Below are 19375 nucleotides of genomic sequence, written 5' to 3' on the forward strand. Positions count from 1 at the left end.
CAATAATATACGAACTGAAAAATGAAAAACGAGAGATTCATTTCAAAGTGGGGGTAAATCATGGATTGGATCATCGGATTGCTTGGCGCTGCTATAGTGGCGGGGGCTGCTTTTTATAAAAAATCCTTAACCTTATCGGGCTTTGCGGCAGCTGTGCTGATGGGAACCGTGTATTATGGTGCAGGTAACCTGTTTTGGTTTGGGACCTTGCTCCTGTTCTTCATCACATCAACCTTGCTGTCGAGGTTCAAAAAGGAGCGCAAGGCAGAACTTGAAAAATCGTATGCCAAAACCGGAAACCGGGATGCAGGACAGGTATGGGCCAACGGGGGATTAGGTATGCTGCTGTGCCTGGGATATGCGATCTGGCCTCATGTTGCCTGGCAGTTGACTTTTGTTGGCGTTATGGCTACGGTCACGTCGGATACGTGGGCAACGGAATTTGGCAGCCTGAGCCGCAAGCCGCCTCGCTCGATACTGAATGGCAAGGTGCTGGCACCCGGAACCTCGGGAGGTGTATCTTCTCTGGGGACGGCTGCGGCTTTGGCTGGGGGCGTGCTGATTGGAACAGGGGCATGGGTCTTTGGATACGCCGCAGGAATGCCGGGCCTGCCACTATGGCTGTGGGCACTGATCGGAGGAATATCTGGCAGCGCGGGGGCTTTTGCCGATTCCTATCTGGGTGCTACGGTGCAAATGATGCGGTTCTGCACGGTTTGTGATCGGGAAGTAGAGGTGGACTCGCATTGTGGACAACCGACGGTTGATGTGCGGGGATGGCGCTGGATGAGCAATGATCGAGTGAACAGCATTAGCTCCATTTTCGGGGGGCTGGTCGCTCTGGCAGGAATTCTGTTTATCCTTTAATACAGGGAGGTGCGAAGATGGGCGGTATACATGGAGATAAATATGAAGCTATTTTGGACGCCGCTTATACAATCTTCGGCACCAAAGGCTTTTATGAAAGCAAGATTTCCGAGATTGCAGAACAGGCGGGTGTTGCCAAAGGCACGGTATATTTGTACTTCAAAAGCAAAGAACAGCTTTTTACAGCGGTTACGCGCAGAGATTGCGAGCAATACCTGGCCGAAATGCAGGGCGCACTGGCTAACCGCGCTTTGGGAGAGGGACTGCTGCGAATGGCAAAACTGCACTTACATTACTACTACAAGCGTAAGCAGCATACCAAGTTGTTTTTTATGACCCCGAACAATGACCCTGATTTAATGGAGTTTATACGCGGATTTATTCAGGATTATACCGATATGGTCAAAAACAAACTGGCTTTGGAGGGTGTGCAGCAGCCTGAGCTTCATGCGAAGGCTTTCATTGGCATGATGGAGCGCCTCAAAATGGACATTTTACTGGATAAAGATTTCCGTGAATACGATGTGGATCAGACGGCTGAATTTGCGACTAACTTGTTTATGTACGGCTGTGAAGCCGGGAGCGGGATACGCAGACCGTGATATTGTAAAGCTAGAAACCGTACTGACCTCGTTCAGATCACGGTTTTTTTAATCATTTGGTGTGACTGTGTTAAAATAAACAAGATGCATCACAAAATAGGGGAAGAGTAGGGAATCCGTATGAATATTATGACCATTGAACATATAACGAAAAGCTATGGCGAAAAAATGTTGTTTGAGGATGCTTCCTTTGGCATGGATGAACGTGAAAAAATAGGGGTCGTTGGTGTGAATGGCACTGGTAAATCAACGTTTTTACGCGTGATTTCCGGCTTAGAGCCACCGGATGATGGCAATATTGCGGTCAACAACGGTGTACGCATTCAATATTTGGCGCAAAATCCGGAGTTTGACCCCGAGGTGAAGGTACTCCAACATATTTTCCACGGCAACCAGCCGGAAATGAAGGCGGTGCGCGAATATACGGAAACGATGGAGATGCTGGAGCTGAATCCGGGCAGCGAGGAGCTTCAAAACCGCCTGTTGCGGGCAAGCCAGCAAATGGATACGCTCCAGGCATGGCAGTTGGAGAGTGAGGCCAAAAACATACTGACCCGGCTGGGTATCACGCAGTTTGAGGCACGTATGGGAGTGCTCTCTGGTGGACAGCGTAAACGTGTTGCTTTGGCAGCAGCTTTGATCCAGCCCTGTGAGCTACTCATTCTGGATGAGCCTACCAACCATATTGATAATGAGTCGGTTGAATGGCTGGAGCAGTATTTGCAGAAAAGACGCGGCGCGTTGCTGATGATTACGCATGATCGCTATTTTCTGGATAGAGTGGCAACTGTCATGCTAGAGCTGGATCATGGTCGACTTTTCCGCTATGAGGCCAACTATACCCGTTTTCTGGAGCTAAAGGCAGAACGCGAGGAACGGGAATCATCTTCGGAGCAAAAGCGGCAAAACCTGTTGCGCAATGAACTAGCATGGATTCGCCGGGGGGCAAAGGCCCGTTCGACCAAGCAAAAAGCGCGTATTGAACGATTTGAACAGCTTAAGGATCAGCAGCCGGAAGCTCGTTCCGGGTCTGTAGACATGTCGGTTGCCTCCACGCGTCTCGGTAAGAAAATACTGGAGCTGGATCACCTGTCCAAATCGGTAGGTTCCCGTAAGCTGATTCAGGATTTGAGCTATATCGCTGTGCCCGGTGACCGGGTCGGGATTGTGGGTCCCAATGGTAGCGGAAAATCGACTCTGCTCCAAATGATTGCACAGCGCGTAGAACCGGACTCAGGCAGTGTGATCGTGGGACCGACCGTGAAGCTCGGTTATTTTACCCAGGAGCATCAGGAAATGAACGAATCGCTGCGTGTCATCGAATATATTAAGGAAGAAGCCGAAGTGATCCGGACAGCAGATGGTTCGGCTATTACAGCCGCGCAAATGCTGGAGCGTTTTCTGTTTGCGCCAAGCGCGCAATGGACGGTCATTTCCCGGTTGTCAGGGGGCGAGAAACGGCGCTTATACCTGCTGCGTGTGCTGATGTCCGCACCGAATGTATTGTTACTGGATGAACCGACGAATGATCTGGATATTCAGACTCTTTCCGTGCTGGAGGACTATCTGGATGAATTTCCGGGTGTTGTTTTTATCGTTTCTCATGACCGGTACTTCCTGGACCGCACGATAGACAAGGTACTGGCATTCGAAGGAGAAGGACAGGTACGTGTGCATGTGGGCGATTATAGCGAGTATGCAGAATGGATCAGTAAAAATGCTCCATCCGCTGCGAATTCGTCTGTCTCGGCGGGTACTTCTTCTAATCAGTCTTCCACGTCTAAGTCTGCGGATGCTTCGGATTCAGTCAAGGAGACCACCAAAACCAAGCTTAAATTCACCTTTAAGGAACAGCGGGAATATGAGCAAATTGACGAATTGATCGAGCAGGCTGAGGAGAAGTTGGCTAGCATCCAGCGACAGATGGAAGAGTCTTTCAATGATTCCGCACGACTACAGGAGCTTATGGCTGAGCAAACGAAGGCCGAACAGCATTTGGAGCATCAAATGGAGCGCTGGACCTATCTGAACGAGCTGGCCGAGCAGATCGAACAAAGTAAATCTTAAAATACGAAAAAAGTATGATGCGTGAATCGTTTTTCCGCCGTTACTTAAACAAGCAAGTCTCCGTTAAAGATGGAGGCTTGCTTGTTTGTATTTATTCCAGTATATCGGTCGTGGAAATAACTAATGTCCTGACTTGAAAACTCGAAGCTACCTAACAATATGCAAATGTATGAATTTATTAATATGTTTTTCGTATTAATAAGTAGTTTATTATATATTTCTAATATTAAAACTTGCTTGCTATAATCAGATTTATATGGAAGGGAGGAATTCAAAATGGAATATCGTAAACTTGGAAAAAGCGGTTTGGGGGTAAGCGAGATAGCATTGGGAAACTGGATAACCCATGGTGCACAAGTGGATGACACCACAGCGAAGGCATGTGTCCATGCTGCACTGGATTCAGGGATCACAACGTTTGATACTGCTGATGTTTATTCAGAAACGATGGCGGAAACGGTTTTAGGTCATTCTTTAAAGGGAATACGCCGTGAAAGTATTGAACTATGCACAAAGGTTTTTCATCCAACAGGTACCGGACAGAATGATAAAGGGCTATCCCGCAAGCATATTATGGAGGCCTGCCATGCTTCCCTTAGACGCTTGCAGACGGATTATATTGATGTTTATTATGCACATCGTTTTGATCCAACCGTATCGCTTGAAGAGACATTTTTGGCATTATCCGACTTGGTTCGTCAGGGGAAGGTTTTGTATGTAGGGGTAAGCGAGTGGACAGCAGACCAGATAAAGCAAGGAGCGGATTTAGCAAGAGAACTAAAGGTTCCCTTCGTGGCAAGTCAACCCCAATATTCCATGCTATGGCGTGTCATTGAAGCTGAAGTGATTCCCGCTTGTGAGCAGGAAGGAATTGGACAGGTCGTTTGGTCACCTCTGGCACAGGGTATTCTTTCAGGCAAATATGCAGTAGACAAGCCGCTCCCCGAGGGTTCACGTGCTTCTACGACAGCAGGTTCACCATTTTTCGAACGCTTGGCCGGGCAATGGTTACGTAAAGAGGTCCTTCAGGCAGTGGAGCAGATCCGGCCGATTGCACAGGAAAATGGTTTGACGCTACCACAGCTTGCAGTAGCATGGGTTTTACAAAATCTGCAAGTGTCCTCAGCTATTATCGGTGCTTCCAAGCCAGAGCAGGTGAAGGAGAACGTAAAAGCTGCGGGTGTCCGTCTGGATGGGGAGGTTATGAGACCAATTGACAGTATTTTAAACGGTGTTGTTGAACGTGATCCGAGTAAAACGGGTTAAGATTACGCGCTGATGGTAGTTTACATGTCTAATTGCTCACTACAAGCTGTTTCTTCAACCACCTCCAGAAAACGAGTTAGAACAGCGTCATTCGCATCTGTTTTCCATGCTGCGTAAAGTGGGACGGACGGAGAATCTTCGTGAAAAGAACGAAATACGACATCACTACGTTGGAAAACAGAAACGGAAGAGGGAACAATGGAGATGCCTATACCAGCAGCTACCAAATTAACGATTGTATACATTTGAACGGCTTCCTGTACGATTTGGGGCTGGAATCCGTGTTGTCGGCAAAAGTCTAATATGAGGTCATGAAAAGACGCTCCCATATGAGGCGGAGACAGGATAAAAGATTCTTCCGCTAAAGAACGTAAAGACAAGGTTGGATGGTGGGCTAGCGGATGTGTTGCGGGAAGTACGGCGATGAGCGACTCGTTGGTGTAGAGCTGAGAGGTGATATGTATAGATGGATCTGCCCAGCGCAGGAAGCCCACATGAACTTTGCCTTCGTGTATAGCTTTCAGTTGTTGGGCAGATGTCATTTCAAACAACGTAAGCTTCACGTCTGGACAACGCTCCCGGAATTTCTTTAAGGCGTTAACCATCAGACCGCCAGATGCTGAATCTACAAAAGCGATGGATAAATGTCCGAATTTCCCCTGACTTGCAAGCTGTGTCATTTTAATGGATTTTTCCAATTGAGAAACCATGTTTCTGGATTCTTCTAAAAAGATCGCTCCTGCTGACGTAAGTCGAACTTGCCTTTTGGTTCGTTCCAAAAGTTTCACGCCAAGCTCTTCCTCAAGGCTTTGGATTTGTTGGCTCAAGGGAGGCTGGGTGATATTCAGTTTTTTTGCAGCACGATTAAAATGTAGTTCTTCTGCCACTGCGATAAAGTAACGTAGTTTTTTCAGATCCATAGCTGTGATTTCCTTTCGCTAAGCCTTCGCCGACCTATTCTCCAGTGGAACAGGCCGGTCGTCATCATTCGGATTAAACCGTCACATAAGCCGCAAGCAGACGGGCAGTGTTCACTACAGCCTGCTTGTGCGTACGCTCCATCGCATGGGAGGCGTGTACCCCAGGGCCAATCAGCGCAGCGCGGATATTGTTGCCTGCTTTCAGCGCAGCCGAAGCGTCCGAACCATAGTGCGGATAAATATCAACCGCATACGGGATATTCAACTCCTTGACCAGCTCAATCAGGCGAGTCGTCATGTCATAATCATAAGGCTTGCAACTCAGATCCTCGCCTATGCAGCCCATATCAACAGCAATCATCTCACTGATTCCTTCGGGTATGTAAGCAGCCCCGTGACCGACTTCCTCATAGTTGGAAATGAGCAGCTTAACGGTATGACGGGGCTTCCAGTCTTCGCGTACAGCGGATTCCAGTAAACCAAACAGTGCAGCCACGCTGGCTTTATCATCCAGATGCCGTGACTTGATAAAGCCGCTGGGTGTCACGACCGGACGGGCGTCGAACGAAATAAAATCGCCTACCGCAATGCCGAGCTGAAGCACGTCTTCTTTAGATTCGACAAGCTCGTCAATCCGTACCTCCATATGGCTCTCCTTGCGTTCAAAGCTACGTGCATCATCATAGACATGCACAGACGGATGGCTCGACAGAATCGTGCCTGTATATGTTTGTCCGCTTCTGGTATGAATCAGGCAGTATTCGTTCTCGATACTGTTCATCATAAAACCGCCGACAGATGTCAGCCGCAAGGTACCGTGACTGGTTATTGAGCGTATCATCGCGCCCAATGTATCCACATGCGCGCTCAGCGCAACGGTACGGTCTGTTTGCTGGCCCTCTAGGGTCAAGATGGCCCCGCCCTTGGCGTTCCATTCTAAGGGGACCCCAAGGCTTGCGGCTTCCTTACGGATCAGTTCCATCACATGATGTGTGTAGCCGCTGGGACTGGGGGTGTTCAATAGTTGATTCAGAAAGGTCATGATATAATTTTCGTTCAGATGAATCGTCATGTTGTTGCTCCTCCTCATTTGGACAACCGGTCAAGGTCAGAGGACGTTTGCTCTGTATCCTTGTCAGATGTAGACACCGCACTGGACGAACCAGACGTGTTATAGGCCGTATCCGCATATGCTTCCACAGCGGGTGTATGTTCTTCTTGCAGTGTATGAAGCTGGGTGTTCAGACGTTTGAGTTCTCTCTGAAGCTTATATTGACGGAAAATACCGAAGGAACCGACGATAAGCCCTCCAAGAAGAGTGCAGCCGAGAATAAGCAAAATCAAAGGAACATTGACCGTACGAAATAGTAGATTTACTTGGACCGATTTCACGTTAATGACAGCAAATACTGCCGTTAACAAAGCGATAACAAGAGCTGCGATCAGAGACCATTGTGTTTTCAAAATGCCACCTCCTTCCGCTACATTATAAAATCCCTTGCCCGTCATGGACAAGGGATTTATCCGTGCATTGTTTTAATGCTGGATTCTAATCGTGTATGGTTTTACTTTCCGGCGGTCAGCTTTTCCATTTCCGTAATAACTTCCTCGAATACGCTCATCGCTTCGCGGATCGGTTGCGGAGAGGACATATCCACGCCGGCCTTCTTCAAAATATTAATTGAATAATCGCTACCGCCGCTCTTCAGGAATCCTAAATAACGGTCAACGGCTGGTTGGCCTTCTTCCAGAATCTGTTTCGAGAAGCTGGTTGCCGCAGAGAAGCCGGTAGCATATTTGTAGACATAAAAGCTGTTATAAAAATGGGGGATACGGGCCCATTCCATTTCAATGTCTTTGTCTACTTTCATGCCAGGGCCGTGATATTTCACGTTAAGATCATAGTAAATCTCCGACAAAAGCTGCGGTGTAAGGGATTCCCCCTGTTCTGCGCGCTCATGTACGATTTTCTCAAATTCTGCAAACATCGTTTGACGGAATACCGTTGTACGGAATTGGTCCGCATAGTAGGTGAGAAGGTACATTTTCTCTTTTGGATCGGTAGACTTTTTCAGCAAGTAATCCATCAGCAACGCTTCATTGGTTGTAGATGCTACTTCAGCCAGGAAAATAGTGTACTGGGCATCTCGATATTTCAACGCATTATCCGAGTAATACGAATGCAACGCGTGTCCCATCTCATGAGCGAGTGTAAACATGCTGTTCAGGTTATCTTTATGGTTCAGCAGCACATAAGGATGAGTGCCGTAAGCACCCCAGCTATATGCGCCTGTACGTTTATTTTCATTTTCGTACACATCAATCCAGCGATCATCGTAGCCTTTTTGCAACGAAGCCAGATAGTCCTTGCCCAGCGGCTTTAGACCTTCCTTCGTTTGCTTTTTAGCATCTTCATACGAAATGTCAAGCTTGTATTCGTCCACAAGCGGAGCGAACAGGTCATACATATGAAGCTCATCCACGCCCAGCAGCTTTTTGCGCAGCTTGATATAACGGTGCAGCAAAGGCAAGCTCTCGTGAATGGTATCAATTAGATTGGAGTACACTTCCTTCGGAATATTGTCACCGTATAATGACATTTCCAATACGGAAGGGTATTTGCGAACACGGGAATAAAAAACATTTTTGTTCACATTGGCACTTAATGTGGAAGCAATCGTGTTTTTATTCTTGGCATAAGTGTCGTACACCGCTTTAAAAGCACGCTCACGTACTTCCCGGTGCGGACTTTCGAGGAATTGAATATAGCTGCCATGCGTCAGTTCAACCTCTTTGCCGTTCTCGTCCTTGATCTTTGGAAATTTCAGATCCGCATTGTTCAGCATACCGAAGATAGTTTGCGGTGCTTGAGCCAGATTACCCACCTGAGCCAGCAGGGCTTCTTCCGATTTACCCAAAATGTGCGCTTTCTCCCGTTTCATTTCCTGAAGTGTAAAGCGATAATCTGCCAGCTTCGGATCTTCAATCAATGCATCGAGCTGATTGTCGGGTAGCGCCAAAATTTCAGGTGTCACGAAAGACAGGGATTCACTGACCTCAACGCCTAATTTTTTGGCTTTTTGCGAAAGGCCCTGATATGTAGGTTCAGCCGTATCCTCGTCATGATGTAGATGGGCGTACACGTATACACGCTCGGTTTTGAGCGATAGTTCATCTTCCAGCTTAAAGCAATTGACAATCACTTCGGCTGAATTCAGCTTGCCCTGGAATTGTGCAGCCTTTTTGGCTAGTTGTTTAACTTCTTCGTACTCTTGATCCCATGCTTTGCGGTCTGGAAACAGGTCTTCAAGCTTCCAGGTATTTTCCACAGATGCGTCTGCGCGTTTTACGATTTCACTCATGGAGAGCCTCCTCTGATCGAACGAAATGTGGGGTGGGGCTGCGGCGGTACGGGGCGGCTGCCAAAACGAAGAAACCGCCACGCTGACCGTGAGCAGCAGAGCAAGAGGTTTTGTGGCATGCATGTAACGGCATATCCTCCTTATACCATGGCTTGTTATGCCATAGTATGACCTCCTGCGCCCAAAAGTATAATTTTCTTTACCTTGGGTCGGAACCTATATTTAATAAGCTGTATACAATAAGATAAAAGGCAAAGCAAACCATGATTACGGCAGTGAGGGCCATCCACTTTTTGAGAGGAGCTGGTAACGTATCACGTTTCATGATCAGCACTCCGCCCAGCGTAAAGGCCAGAATAATGAAGATGAGAAAGCTATTGGATACCATGAATGCGCTATACCTGTTTGAAAGCGTTCATGATCTGCTGCCACTCTTCCTCGTTATCTTGAAAGGACTGCTTGGGAAACCGATTTTGAGCCCAATGCATCAGCGCTGGACGGCTCAAAAACGTGTGGGCTTCTTCGCCCCAGTCATCGGATATTTCCCGTAGAACGATGTAACGGCCCTGCACCTCGACAGTCATCATGTTCCAATTGTCTTTTTTGTATATTTCGTGTTTTTTCATCATATGCATGTCTCCGATTTTAAAGATGTTTTGGTTCATGATACCTCAGTTTCCGCCGCAAAAGCAAATCATTCCAGCCTGTAAAAGCCCTCAAAACATCAATTGCATAGCGAAAAAGCATGAAGTATAATATGGATATTCGCCATAGATGGCGGTATTTTTAGGAGGTTGTTCACTTGAAAGGTACAGTAAAATGGTTTAACGCAGAAAAAGGTTATGGCTTCATCCAAATGGATGGTGGCGAGGACGTATTCGTACATTTCTCCGCAATCCAAGGCGACGGCTTTAAGACTTTGGAAGAAGGTCAAGCGGTTGAATTCGAAATCACTGAAGGTAACCGTGGACCCCAAGCAGCTAACGTAAATAAACTGTAAGTGTAACTGAATTGTAAGAAATGTTCCGTTCATACGGATGTCTTATATATTACGGTTAAACGATGAATTGAGAGCGCAGTTCCTTGAAATTTAAGGGATTGCGCTTTTTTGCGTAAAAAAGTTTATGATATGAGAAGGCTGAGCAGGATGTGGGTGTTATCGGATTTTTTTGGATCTCCCTGGATTCTTCGTGTGCTGAATACACCTGTTGAATCTGTGGATATGGCAGTCACATATACGCTATGGATTGGAATGCGGAGGCGGTCATTTTCTATTATGCTTTTGGAAAATGGAAGCAGGTGAGCATGGGGGATGGCTTTCAAGGCGTGAAACCCGGAGCGGCTAAGAGGTTGGCAGGGCTTTTAACCTATTTTGAAATTAATAAGATTATCAGGGTAAATTTTGTTTAATTTCAATTTTTGTGTATTTAATGATGACATGTATAAAGATTTTTTGTGAAAATGAATCGTTTTTCTTAAATATTAAAGAAAAAGTGAGGTTGTTCATTTGTGCTAAAAGGACGATCATATTATAATGAATATGGTTTGGATAGGTATAATTACGTAGACAACAATGTGGAGGCACCGTCATTTGAGTTATGTTGAGCAAGGACGTTATCAAGTTCCGAGAGGCCCCATAGGTCTAATGAGCCGAATGTATAAGCACATTCTCCCTGAAACGAAGCAGGAATTGGCAAATTGGAAACACAAGGCTGAACAGATTCCGGATCCCGAGCTGAGAAGTCAGGCACTTGCAAGCATAGCAGAGAAGACGTTTCACTGTGTAGGCGGGGCGGTGTATGCCGCAGGGAATATGTCTGCCCGGCAGACGTTAATTCCGCTTATTGTGGCGTACCAGACGATTAGCGATTATCTGGACAACCTGTGTGATCGCAGCACGTCCATGGACCCGGATGATTTCAGGCTGTTGCATCAGTCTATGCTGGATGCGGTCAACCCCGCAGCTAAGCCAGTGAATTATTACGCTTTGCGTCGTGAGCAGGAGGATGGCGGTTATTTGACCGGGCTGGTGACAACCTGTCAGTCTTGTGTAAGCAGGCTTCCGGGCTATGAGGCGGCAATGCCTTACGTTCAGGATCTGGCGGGATTATACACGGATTTGCAAGTTTACAAGCATATTAAACCCGAATTGCGCGAACAAGCGCTATTGGATTGGTGGTCGGTTCATAAGGACCGTACACCGGAGCTGCGCTGGAACGAATTTGCTGCGGCTACCGGTTCAACCCTGGGGGTGTTTATGCTGTTTCTTGCTGCTAGCGACCAGCATCTCACGGATGCGGGGGCTGCCTCAATACATGTATCGTATTTTCCACATGTGTGCAGTCTTCATATTTTGCTGGATTATCTAATCGATCAAGACGAAGACCGGAAGGGCGGAGATCTTAACTTCTGCAATTATTATGAAGATACCGACATGATGCTGGACCGGATCGCCTTTGTTGTGAATCGGGCGCGGGTTGATATTGCAGATGTCCCTGCCAGCTCCTTTCACCGGATGATTATCGAGGGATTGCTGGCGTTATATTTATCCGACCCCAAAGTTAGCGAGCAGCAGGATGTGCGCTCGGTTTCGAAACGTTTAATGAAAAACAGTCCGCTGATGCGTTTGTTTTTCTTTTTAAACAGTCGATGGATAAGAAGGCTCTTATGAACATTTTGAGGAGGTCATAAATCATGACAGCAGTTAAGAAAATCGCAGTATTAACGAGTGGTGGAGATTCACAGGGGATGAACGCCGCAGTTCGCGCCGTTGTGCGCAGCGGCTTGTATTTTGGACTTGAAGTATTCGGGGTTCAGCGCGGATATCAGGGCCTGCTGAATGATGATATTTTTCCGATGGATCTGAGAAGCGTCGGAGATATTATCCAACGTGGGGGTACTGTACTTCAATCTGCCCGGTGTCTGGAATTTATGACCGAGGAAGGACAGAAGCGAGGCGCTGAAATTTTGCGTAACCATGGAATTGATGGCCTAGTCGTGATCGGTGGCGATGGTTCCTATCAAGGAGCTAACAAACTGACCAAACAAGGAATTAAAACAATGTGCCTTCCAGGTACAATTGACAATGACATTTCCTTCACCGACTACACGATTGGTTTTGATACGGCGGTTAGTATCGTAGTGGACGCCATCAACAAGCTGCGTGATACGATGTCATCCCACGAACGTTCTTCTATCGTAGAAGTTATGGGACGTCATTGCGGCGATATTGCTTTGCATGCAGGTCTGGCCTCCGGCGCAGAAACGATTTTGGTGCCCGAAGTAGAGTTTGACCTGAATGAAGTATCTGATCGGATGAAGCAAAACTTTAAGCACGGCAAACGCCACAGTATTATTATCGTTGCTGAAGGCGCAGGAAAAAGTGAAGCCGTGTCACAGGTAATCCAGGAAAACTGTCCGGATTATGAGCCGCGTGTAACGGTGCTTGGACACATTCAACGTGGAGGCACACCAACCGCATTTGACCGTAATCTGGCAAGCCGTTTGGGTGACTTTGCTGTTCGTCAATTGATTGAGGGTATATCGGACAAGGCTTGCGGAACGATTGATGGCAAGCTGGTAGCCACTGATATTGACAAGGTCGTAAATACGAAAAAAGATTTCAATATGGAGCTTTACGAGCTGGCCTTGCGCTTGTCCCAATAATAATTAGCTATTGTATGTACCAGATGGATTCACATCTAGGAATTCTTAAACTCATGCGGATGACCCGAGTCATCCGCTTATTTTTTAACATTTAAAGTTAACATTTAAAGCAGGTCTGGAGGGAATAAATATGTATTTGTTCAAAATCGAAGTGGACAGCTCGGAAGGAGCCTTAACCGTTATTCTCGTTGCGGAAAATGAGGAGCAGGCATTTCAGGCGGTGGACCAGCATGTGGAGAGACATTTTCTGTATCCTCCAAAGCTGAACGAAGTAGCTATTGTGGAGAAAAAAAGAATAACTTCGGGTACTGCATATGTCATGGAAACACGCTGATACACGCAAAGGCTAAACAGCCTCTGCGTGTTGTTTTTTTTCGGCAAAACGTCGTTGTACAACTAGCAGGCGGAAGAGAAGGGACACTGCTCCCGCGGCCAAACCTGTAATCAAGCCGATCCAGTAGCCGTAGGGACCAAATGATGTGCAACGTGCGATAATATATCCTACAGGAAGTCCAATAACCCAATAGGCCAGAAACGTAATCAGAAAGGCCGAATTGACATCCTTATATCCACGCAGTGCTCCTTGAGTAGGTGTAGCGATAGCGTCGGATATTTGGAAGAAAATCGCATAGAGCAGGAAATGTTGCGTTAACTGAATAACCTGTGGATCGGTGGAGTACAGCCTGGCGACCTGTTCGCCCCAGATCACAAGCACAACAGCCGTGATCAATGACAGACCAACCGCACTGCTGATTCCCATTACGCTGTATATTTTTGCATCCCGCGGCCGTCCTGCCCCCACCTCATACCCGACCAGAATCGTGAGTGCCATACAAATACTGAGCGGAATCATATACAGTGTTGTCGCAAAGTTCATAGCGGCCTGATGAGCTGCAATTGTTGCCGTATTATAATTGCTCATGAAGAGGGTAACGGCTGCGAAGACAGCAGTTTCGAAAAAGATCGCAAAGCCGATGGGTACCCCGATTTTGATAAGGTCTTTCCAGGCACTGGTAGCAATGCTGTATATCTTGTTGAAAATCCCGTATTCGGCAAATATCTTTCCCCGATGTGCGGTGATGCCAGCAACAAGCATAACAATCCAGTACGTAGCGGCAGTTGCCACTCCAGAGCCTACACCCCCCAGACGAGGAAAACCCCAGTTTCCATAAATGAGTAAGTAGTTCAACAAGACATTGATGGGCAACGACATCAGCGTGATGGTCATCGTAAACCGGGTTTGTCCCAGTGCATCCATAAAGCTCCGTAGAACCGTATAAGCAAAGAGCGGGGCAATGCCGAAGGCCATCGCACAAAGGTAGTACAAGGCCACATTATGAACCCTCAACTCCAGATTCATCCCGTGCAGAATGGGCTTAACGAGAAAAATACCTGCAATCAGAACAATCATCGATAGAGTGAGCGAGAGCCATAGCGCCTGAATGACGTAGTAAGAAACCTTGTCCTTGCGCTGTGCTCCAACCAATTGGGATACAATAGGGGTGATGGCCATAAGTATTCCGTTGAGGCCTGTTTGTACAGGGACCCACAGACTCACTCCGATGGCTACACCAGCCAAATCGGCAGAAGAAAAGTGTCCCGACATATTAGTATCAAAAAAAGTCATCGCGGATAGTGCAAGCTGTGTTACCAGAATAGGGAGCAAAATGTTAAAAAGCTGCTTCCATTTTTGGCTGTTAGTTAGCGTCAAATGCATGTTTATGTCCTCACTCACTTGGAAGTTATCAATCGTATATATCATAACGTGTCAAGTATTTATTGTAAGGGATGTAGCAGTATTTGAACAGCAACAAAAAAGACTGCACCCATGATCAAACGAATGGGGCAGCCTTGGAAACCTTTAAATGATTTGGTGTATTGTGTAGAAATAATGATAAGACCGGGATACATGGATTATTTGTACGTTACTCCGCTAGTATAGCGGTTTGTAGCATTCCAGAGTAAATATTCGTCAACCTTCATATCCTTGAGCGCTCGAATTTGATCCTCGACCTGGGTTTTACCATATTTGGCATAATGACCGCTTCCCAGCCAGCTTGCGGTAAAATCCTGAATCCATGGACGAATGATTGGTTTCAGTTTGCCTGTCGGGTCAAGCTTTTTGTGCGTATCTGCCATCGAACCTTTAATGGTCTGGTACGGATTTTTGTCAGGGTCCTTTACACCGAACCAGCCTGTTGTATAGTGACTTGGATAAACCATAGGAGAAATGACATCCACGTTTTCTGAAATTTTGGCGAAATCCTGTCCGATTCCTTCCGCAGCGGGAACGGATGCGGCATACCCGAAAATATCTACCGATACCCGTACACCCAGTGGAGCAAGCTCTTTACGGGCATATTGCACGAACTCAGCGACCGCATCCACACGTGATTGATCGGATTTGGTATATTTCAGCTTGTCAGCTCTTTTTTCAAAGCCTTCAGGGAAACGTACATAATCAAACTGAATTTCCTTGAAGCCCAGCTTTGCCGCCTCCTTGGCGATAGCAATATTATAATCCCAAACCTCTTTATTATAGGGATTGACGAACCCGTCGCCCTTGCCGTTTTTCCAGACAGAGCCGTCTGGATTGCGGAAGGACATTTCGGGATTTTTGTTGGCTAATACCGTATCTTTAAATACTACAATACGGGCAATCGGGTACACGTTGTGCTTTTTCAATCGGTCCATCAAACCGGAAATATCCCGAATGAATTTTTGCGGCTTGCCCAATTTCAGCAGCTCGGGATTGGTCGTTGGATAGGTGATGTAACCTGCATCATCCTTAATATCAATAACCATGGAATTGAGCTCTGTTTTGTCGAGCAGTTCAAGCAGCTGGGTCATACGCGAACCGCCTGCGCTATAAGCCGTAACATAGATGCCCTTGATAGCAGGAGTCGTCGGCTGTGGGTCAATTTTAACCGGAGGATTGGAGGCATCCACCTTCATATTACTGTGCTGAGCCTGAATCATCGCACTGCTGATTGTCGTCGCCACCGTATCTTTTACATTTGGGGCGTTGGCTGAATGCTCCCCGTTTCCGCCTATTCCCATTGCTAATAGCATAATTGCCCAAATCATATTCATTTCCTAACTCTCTCCCTTATGTAAGTCGCTTACCTGATTATACGTAAAGTTATGTATCGAAAAACAACGTGGTTGTAACCAATACTGGAATCATCAGGCACAGTCTTACATGATTAACCCAACCCTTGTTCATTGAATCCGTAAAATGGCATAAATAATGCCGCTTTCTTCGCGGCTGCGCAATTGCGACCGGAAGAAGCGGCACTTGGTGGAGAGATTTAATGAAGATATTTACTGAAGATACGTATTGTCCTGATGCTCACAAATACTGTACTGAATAATTTCGAGCGCATCCGTGTGTTTGAGAATGGCCATCCCGTCCCGAAGTACAATCATCGAGTTCAGCTCATTCTTTTTGAGAAACGGGAGCATTTCTGGATACCATCTCAAGACAATGTCGGACAGTTTTACCGTTTCCATTTCCACAAAAATCACCCTTTCCTGCTCGAAATCATTCCATAAGAATCATTCGGTACGAATCGAAAAAGCAAAGTGCCTGTGAAATAGCAGGTAAAGCTGGTCTTTATATAATATGGGAACAGCGCACGTATAGTGTACCACAGAAACTGCATTTTGACACTTGGGCTCGTGCTTATCTTCGGCGGAATGAGCCCATAACCCCTACCGTTTCTACGATATTAACAAAAGCAGAAGGGTCTACTTTCTTAATAATGCGTTTCAGTTCTACCAGCTCGTAGCGTGTTGTAACTGTCATCAGCATATCCTTTTCGGTATGAGAAAATGCACCTTCAATTTTAATTTTACTGACTCCACGCGGCGTTGTCAGCATTCGGCTGAGCAGCTTCTCCGTATGCTCAGTAATGATGTAAACGGTTATTTTAGTGTGACTCACATAAATCTGATCCAACACCTTGCCGGTCACGAAAATGGATAACATGGATGCAAGGGCAACATTCCAGTCCTGGTTCAGATATCCCGCTGCCAGAATAACCAGCCCATTCAAACCGACGAGCACAGTCCCTACAGGGAAATCGCGGTAACGGGTGACGATGGAGCCGATAATGTCAAAACCGCCAGTAGACCCCCCCACCCGAAAGGAAATACCAGCTCCAACGCCAATCAGCACTCCACCAAAAACGGAGGCCAGCAGCGTATCTTTAACAAGGGCATGCACAGGAATCCAGGCCAAAATCCATGTTGTGGCGACAACAGACAAAATACTCATACTAATAAATCGTTTCCCTAAAATAAACCAGCCTGCAATGAGCATCGGAATGTTTAGGACAAAATACATCACGCTGATATCGAATTTTGTAAAGTAGCCAATTAACATGGAAAGCCCTGCTACTCCGCCGCTCAGCAGGTGGTGCGGCACGAGAAACAGATTAAAACCGCTTGCTATAGCAGCGGCTCCCAAAATGACAACAAAACAGTTTAAAACTATTTTTAACAACGTTTTTTCACCTCATTTAAAATATACGGACAGTAACTTGCTGGTATTCATGAATTGTTTTGTGTTATAATGCGATGTGGATATTCTTGAGTAGGGACCTTCTGTCCAGAGAAACACTTAAAATTTAAACTGTTTTAAAAAGGATAAATTCGTTTAAGATGTATCGGATAAGGTTACCCGAGTTTATACAGAAAGATGCAGTTATAGGCCTAAATAAACTGTCACTGTATTGGGTAAACCTATACAATAATATCGCTACTTAAGAATACAGACAACATTGTGGATTGTCCACCACATCCACCATTATGAAGGAGTTTGAATAAATTTGACGACATTTGCAGAATTTAATCTTGAACCGAAAGTACTTGAGGCGATTACAGAGCTTGGTTTTGAAGAAGCGACGCCGATTCAATCCCAATCCATCCCTCTTGCGTTGCAAGGAAGAGACATGATTGGCCAAGCCCAAACAGGTACGGGTAAAACCGCAGCTTTTGGTATTCCGTTGATCAGCAAAATCTCTAAAAACGACGACAAAATCAGAGCGCTGATTATGGCTCCAACACGTGAGCTTGCCATTCAGGTAGCTGAAGAAATCGAAAAACTGTCCCGCTTCAAAGGTCTTCGCACTCTGCCAATCTATGGCGGTCAAGATATCGTGCGCCAGATTCGCGCTTTGAAAAAGAAACCTCAAATTATCATTGGTACACCAGGTCGCTTGCTCGACCATATTAACCGCAAAACCATCAAGCTGGAAGACGTAAACACCGTTGTTTTGGATGAAGCGGATGAAATGTTGGATATGGGCTTTATGGAAGATATCCAATCCATTCTGAAGCAGGTTCCGGACGAGCGTCAAACGATGCTTTTCTCGGCTACGATGCCTCCTAATATCAAAAAATTGGCTGAACAGTTCCTTAAAAACCCTGAGCATGTTTCCGTTATCCCTAAACAAGTTAGTGCTCCACTGATTGATCAGGCCTACATTGAAGTTCCTGAACGTCAAAAATTCGAAGCTTTGAGCCGTTTGATCGACATGGAATCCCCAGAACTCGCTATCGTATTCGGTCGTACCAAGCGCCGGGTAGACGAGCTGGCTGAAGCGCTGCAAAAACGTGGATATTCCGCAGACGGTCTGCATGGTGACTTGTCTCAGAACCAACGTGATGCCGTAATGCGCAAATTCCGCGACGGAAGCATTGACGTGCTCGTAGCAACTGATGTGGCTGCCCGTGGTTTGGACGTTTCCGGTGTAACCCACGTTGTGAATTTTGACCTTCCGCAAGATCCGGAAAGCTATGTTCACCGTATTGGACGTACCGGACGTGCAGGTAAAGAAGGAGAAGCATGGTCTTTCGTAACGCCTCGTGAAATTGATCATCTGCATTTCATTGAGCGTGTAACTCGTCACCGTATTGCGCGTAAGCCGCTTCCAACCTTGGCTGAAGCTTTGGAAGGCAAACAACGTATCATCGCAGAACGTCTCCTCGAGGCTGTAGAAAGCGGTGAGCTGAACGAATACAAAGGCTTGGCTATTCAAATGCTGGAGCAGTATGACTCCGTACAACTTCTCTCCGCAGCTCTGAAGCTGATGACTGGCGAGAAGAGAGAAGGGTCTATTGAGCTGACTCCGGAAGATCCAATTCGTGCAAAACGTCGTAAACCGGATGTTCGTTCCGGCGGACGCAAGCCGTCTAACTACAGCGGACGCAGCAACGGTGGTTATAACTCCAACCGTACTGGTGGCAGTGGTAGTGGCAGCAAAGGCGGATATGGTGGCTACAATCGTGGCAGCAAAGAAGGCGGTAGCTACAACCGTGATTCCGCGAGCCGCAATAGTGGAGATCGCAGACCACGTCCAAGCAGTAGCGGAGAAACTCGTCGTCCTGCAAGACGCGAAGATTCCTCTTCTGAATAAGAATTGAAATAACAGCAAAGCCGAAGTGAATGCTCGCTTCGGCTTTTTGCTATGAGATCAAAAAGTGCAAACTTCTTAGCAGCCTGCTTCGACGGTTGAAGTATTGATTTCACTGGCGCATTGGGGATGAAATACGGTATGATATAGTCAACAGCCGGAATTTACAGGCACAGCAACATGAGCCGTGGAACTGCCAGGGCTTG

General features: G+C 46.6%; 19 protein-coding genes. 9 read left to right on the plus strand and 10 right to left on the minus strand.

Annotation, left to right across the window (positions count from 1 at the left end):
- Positions 1-60: 60 nt before the first annotated feature.
- The 4 genes from AC0WRU_RS08520 to AC0WRU_RS08535 all read left to right on the plus strand — a co-directional run bounded on the left by AC0WRU_RS08520 (position 61) and on the right by AC0WRU_RS08535 (position 4802).
- Complete coding sequence (locus AC0WRU_RS08520) at positions 61-867, plus strand: DUF92 domain-containing protein (RefSeq protein ID WP_476127969.1); 807 nt, start codon at positions 61-63, stop codon at positions 865-867.
- A gap of 17 nt (positions 868-884) precedes the next feature.
- Positions 885-1469, plus strand: coding sequence for a TetR/AcrR family transcriptional regulator (locus AC0WRU_RS08525; protein ID WP_476127970.1), 585 nt, complete (start codon positions 885-887; stop codon positions 1467-1469).
- Between the two features lie 120 nt (positions 1470-1589).
- Positions 1590-3536, plus strand: coding sequence for an ABC-F family ATP-binding cassette domain-containing protein (locus tag AC0WRU_RS08530; RefSeq protein ID WP_476127971.1), 1947 nt, complete (start codon positions 1590-1592; stop codon positions 3534-3536).
- 276 nt (positions 3537-3812) lie between these two features.
- The gene (locus AC0WRU_RS08535) at positions 3813-4802 is read left to right on the plus strand and encodes an aldo/keto reductase family protein (protein ID WP_476127972.1); all 990 of its coding nucleotides are present in this window, start codon (positions 3813-3815) and stop codon (positions 4800-4802) included.
- Between the two features lie 20 nt (positions 4803-4822).
- Here AC0WRU_RS08535 and AC0WRU_RS08540 read toward each other — a convergent pair whose 3' ends face one another.
- The 6 genes from AC0WRU_RS08540 to AC0WRU_RS08565 form a co-directional block, all read right to left on the minus strand.
- Positions 4823-5722, minus strand: coding sequence for a LysR substrate-binding domain-containing protein (locus AC0WRU_RS08540; protein ID WP_476127973.1), 900 nt, complete (start codon positions 5720-5722; stop codon positions 4823-4825).
- A gap of 73 nt (positions 5723-5795) precedes the next feature.
- Entirely contained in the window at positions 5796-6794 is a 999-nt protein-coding gene (locus AC0WRU_RS08545; RefSeq protein WP_476127974.1) for a M42 family metallopeptidase, read from the minus strand.
- Positions 6795-6808: 14 nt separating this feature from the next.
- Positions 6809-7231, minus strand: coding sequence for a LapA family protein (locus AC0WRU_RS08550; protein ID WP_192511286.1), 423 nt, complete (start codon positions 7229-7231; stop codon positions 6809-6811).
- Positions 7232-7287: 56 nt separating this feature from the next.
- Positions 7288-9084, minus strand: a complete 1797-nt coding sequence (pepF, locus tag AC0WRU_RS08555; RefSeq protein WP_476128600.1) for an oligoendopeptidase F — start codon at positions 9082-9084, stop codon at positions 7288-7290.
- 199 nt (positions 9085-9283) lie between these two features.
- Positions 9284-9472, minus strand: a complete 189-nt coding sequence (locus tag AC0WRU_RS08560) for a hypothetical protein (RefSeq protein ID WP_025686450.1) — start codon at positions 9470-9472, stop codon at positions 9284-9286.
- Positions 9473-9479: 7 nt separating this feature from the next.
- The gene (locus AC0WRU_RS08565; RefSeq protein ID WP_044646374.1) at positions 9480-9713 is read right to left on the minus strand and encodes a hypothetical protein; all 234 of its coding nucleotides are present in this window, start codon (positions 9711-9713) and stop codon (positions 9480-9482) included.
- A gap of 173 nt (positions 9714-9886) precedes the next feature.
- Between AC0WRU_RS08565 and AC0WRU_RS08570 the strand changes: the two genes are divergently transcribed.
- From AC0WRU_RS08570 to AC0WRU_RS08585, 4 genes are all read left to right on the plus strand, one after another.
- Positions 9887-10084 (plus strand): cold shock domain-containing protein, encoded by a 198-nt coding sequence (locus AC0WRU_RS08570; RefSeq protein ID WP_044646337.1) that lies wholly within the window; start codon positions 9887-9889, stop codon positions 10082-10084.
- A 591-nt stretch (positions 10085-10675) separates the two neighbouring features.
- Positions 10676-11755 carry a tetraprenyl-beta-curcumene synthase family protein gene (locus AC0WRU_RS08575; protein ID WP_476127975.1) on the plus strand — a complete coding sequence of 360 codons (1080 nt, stop codon included), beginning with the start codon at positions 10676-10678 and terminating at the stop codon, positions 11753-11755.
- Between the two features lie 23 nt (positions 11756-11778).
- A complete protein-coding gene (gene pfkA, locus AC0WRU_RS08580) occupies positions 11779-12750 on the plus strand; it encodes a 6-phosphofructokinase (RefSeq protein WP_025686453.1) in 972 nt (323 codons plus the stop codon).
- A gap of 130 nt (positions 12751-12880) precedes the next feature.
- A complete protein-coding gene (locus tag AC0WRU_RS08585) occupies positions 12881-13084 on the plus strand; it encodes a DUF3906 family protein (RefSeq protein ID WP_014280850.1) in 204 nt (67 codons plus the stop codon).
- Between the two features lie 12 nt (positions 13085-13096).
- Here the strand turns inward: AC0WRU_RS08585 and AC0WRU_RS08590 are convergent, their stop codons facing one another.
- The 4 genes from AC0WRU_RS08590 to AC0WRU_RS08605 all read right to left on the minus strand — a co-directional run bounded on the left by AC0WRU_RS08590 (position 13097) and on the right by AC0WRU_RS08605 (position 17257).
- On the minus strand, positions 13097-14467 hold the full coding sequence (locus tag AC0WRU_RS08590) for an MATE family efflux transporter (RefSeq protein WP_476127977.1): 1371 nt from the start codon (positions 14465-14467) through the stop codon (positions 13097-13099).
- Between the two features lie 197 nt (positions 14468-14664).
- A complete protein-coding gene (locus tag AC0WRU_RS08595) occupies positions 14665-15843 on the minus strand; it encodes a putative glycoside hydrolase (RefSeq protein ID WP_476127978.1) in 1179 nt (392 codons plus the stop codon).
- Positions 15844-16074: 231 nt separating this feature from the next.
- Positions 16075-16263 carry a hypothetical protein gene (locus tag AC0WRU_RS08600; protein WP_476127979.1) on the minus strand — a complete coding sequence of 63 codons (189 nt, stop codon included), beginning with the start codon at positions 16261-16263 and terminating at the stop codon, positions 16075-16077.
- Positions 16264-16435: 172 nt separating this feature from the next.
- Positions 16436-17257, minus strand: coding sequence for a YitT family protein (locus AC0WRU_RS08605; protein WP_025686457.1), 822 nt, complete (start codon positions 17255-17257; stop codon positions 16436-16438).
- Between the two features lie 325 nt (positions 17258-17582).
- Between AC0WRU_RS08605 and cshA the strand changes: the two genes are divergently transcribed.
- Positions 17583-19172, plus strand: coding sequence for a degradosome RNA helicase CshA (gene cshA / locus AC0WRU_RS08610; RefSeq protein ID WP_134910317.1), 1590 nt, complete (start codon positions 17583-17585; stop codon positions 19170-19172).
- The last annotated feature ends 203 nt before the right edge of the window (positions 19173-19375 follow it).

This window comes from Paenibacillus sp. 1-8 (assembly GCF_056316205.1).

Coding starts and splice junctions, on each gene's coding strand:
- AC0WRU_RS08520 (WP_476127969.1), top strand. CDS start 61: ATGGATTGGATCATCGGATTGCTTGGCGCTGCTATAGTGGCGGGGGCT.
- AC0WRU_RS08525 (WP_476127970.1), top strand. CDS start 885: ATGGGCGGTATACATGGAGATAAATATGAAGCTATTTTGGACGCCGCT.
- AC0WRU_RS08530 (WP_476127971.1), top strand. CDS start 1,590: ATGAATATTATGACCATTGAACATATAACGAAAAGCTATGGCGAAAAA.
- AC0WRU_RS08535 (WP_476127972.1), top strand. CDS start 3,813: ATGGAATATCGTAAACTTGGAAAAAGCGGTTTGGGGGTAAGCGAGATA.
- AC0WRU_RS08540 (WP_476127973.1), bottom strand. CDS start 5,722: ATGGATCTGAAAAAACTACGTTACTTTATCGCAGTGGCAGAAGAACTA.
- AC0WRU_RS08545 (WP_476127974.1), bottom strand. CDS start 6,794: ATGACGATTCATCTGAACGAAAATTATATCATGACCTTTCTGAATCAA.
- AC0WRU_RS08550 (WP_192511286.1), bottom strand. CDS start 7,231: ATGACGGGCAAGGGATTTTATAATGTAGCGGAAGGAGGTGGCATTTTG.
- pepF (WP_476128600.1), bottom strand. CDS start 9,084: ATGAGTGAAATCGTAAAACGCGCAGACGCATCTGTGGAAAATACCTGG.
- AC0WRU_RS08560 (WP_025686450.1), bottom strand. CDS start 9,472: ATGGTATCCAATAGCTTTCTCATCTTCATTATTCTGGCCTTTACGCTG.
- AC0WRU_RS08565 (WP_044646374.1), bottom strand. CDS start 9,713: ATGATGAAAAAACACGAAATATACAAAAAAGACAATTGGAACATGATG.
- pfkA (WP_025686453.1), top strand. CDS start 11,779: ATGACAGCAGTTAAGAAAATCGCAGTATTAACGAGTGGTGGAGATTCA.
- AC0WRU_RS08585 (WP_014280850.1), top strand. CDS start 12,881: ATGTATTTGTTCAAAATCGAAGTGGACAGCTCGGAAGGAGCCTTAACC.
- AC0WRU_RS08590 (WP_476127977.1), bottom strand. CDS start 14,467: ATGCATTTGACGCTAACTAACAGCCAAAAATGGAAGCAGCTTTTTAAC.
- AC0WRU_RS08595 (WP_476127978.1), bottom strand. CDS start 15,843: ATGAATATGATTTGGGCAATTATGCTATTAGCAATGGGAATAGGCGGA.
- AC0WRU_RS08600 (WP_476127979.1), bottom strand. CDS start 16,263: ATGGAAACGGTAAAACTGTCCGACATTGTCTTGAGATGGTATCCAGAA.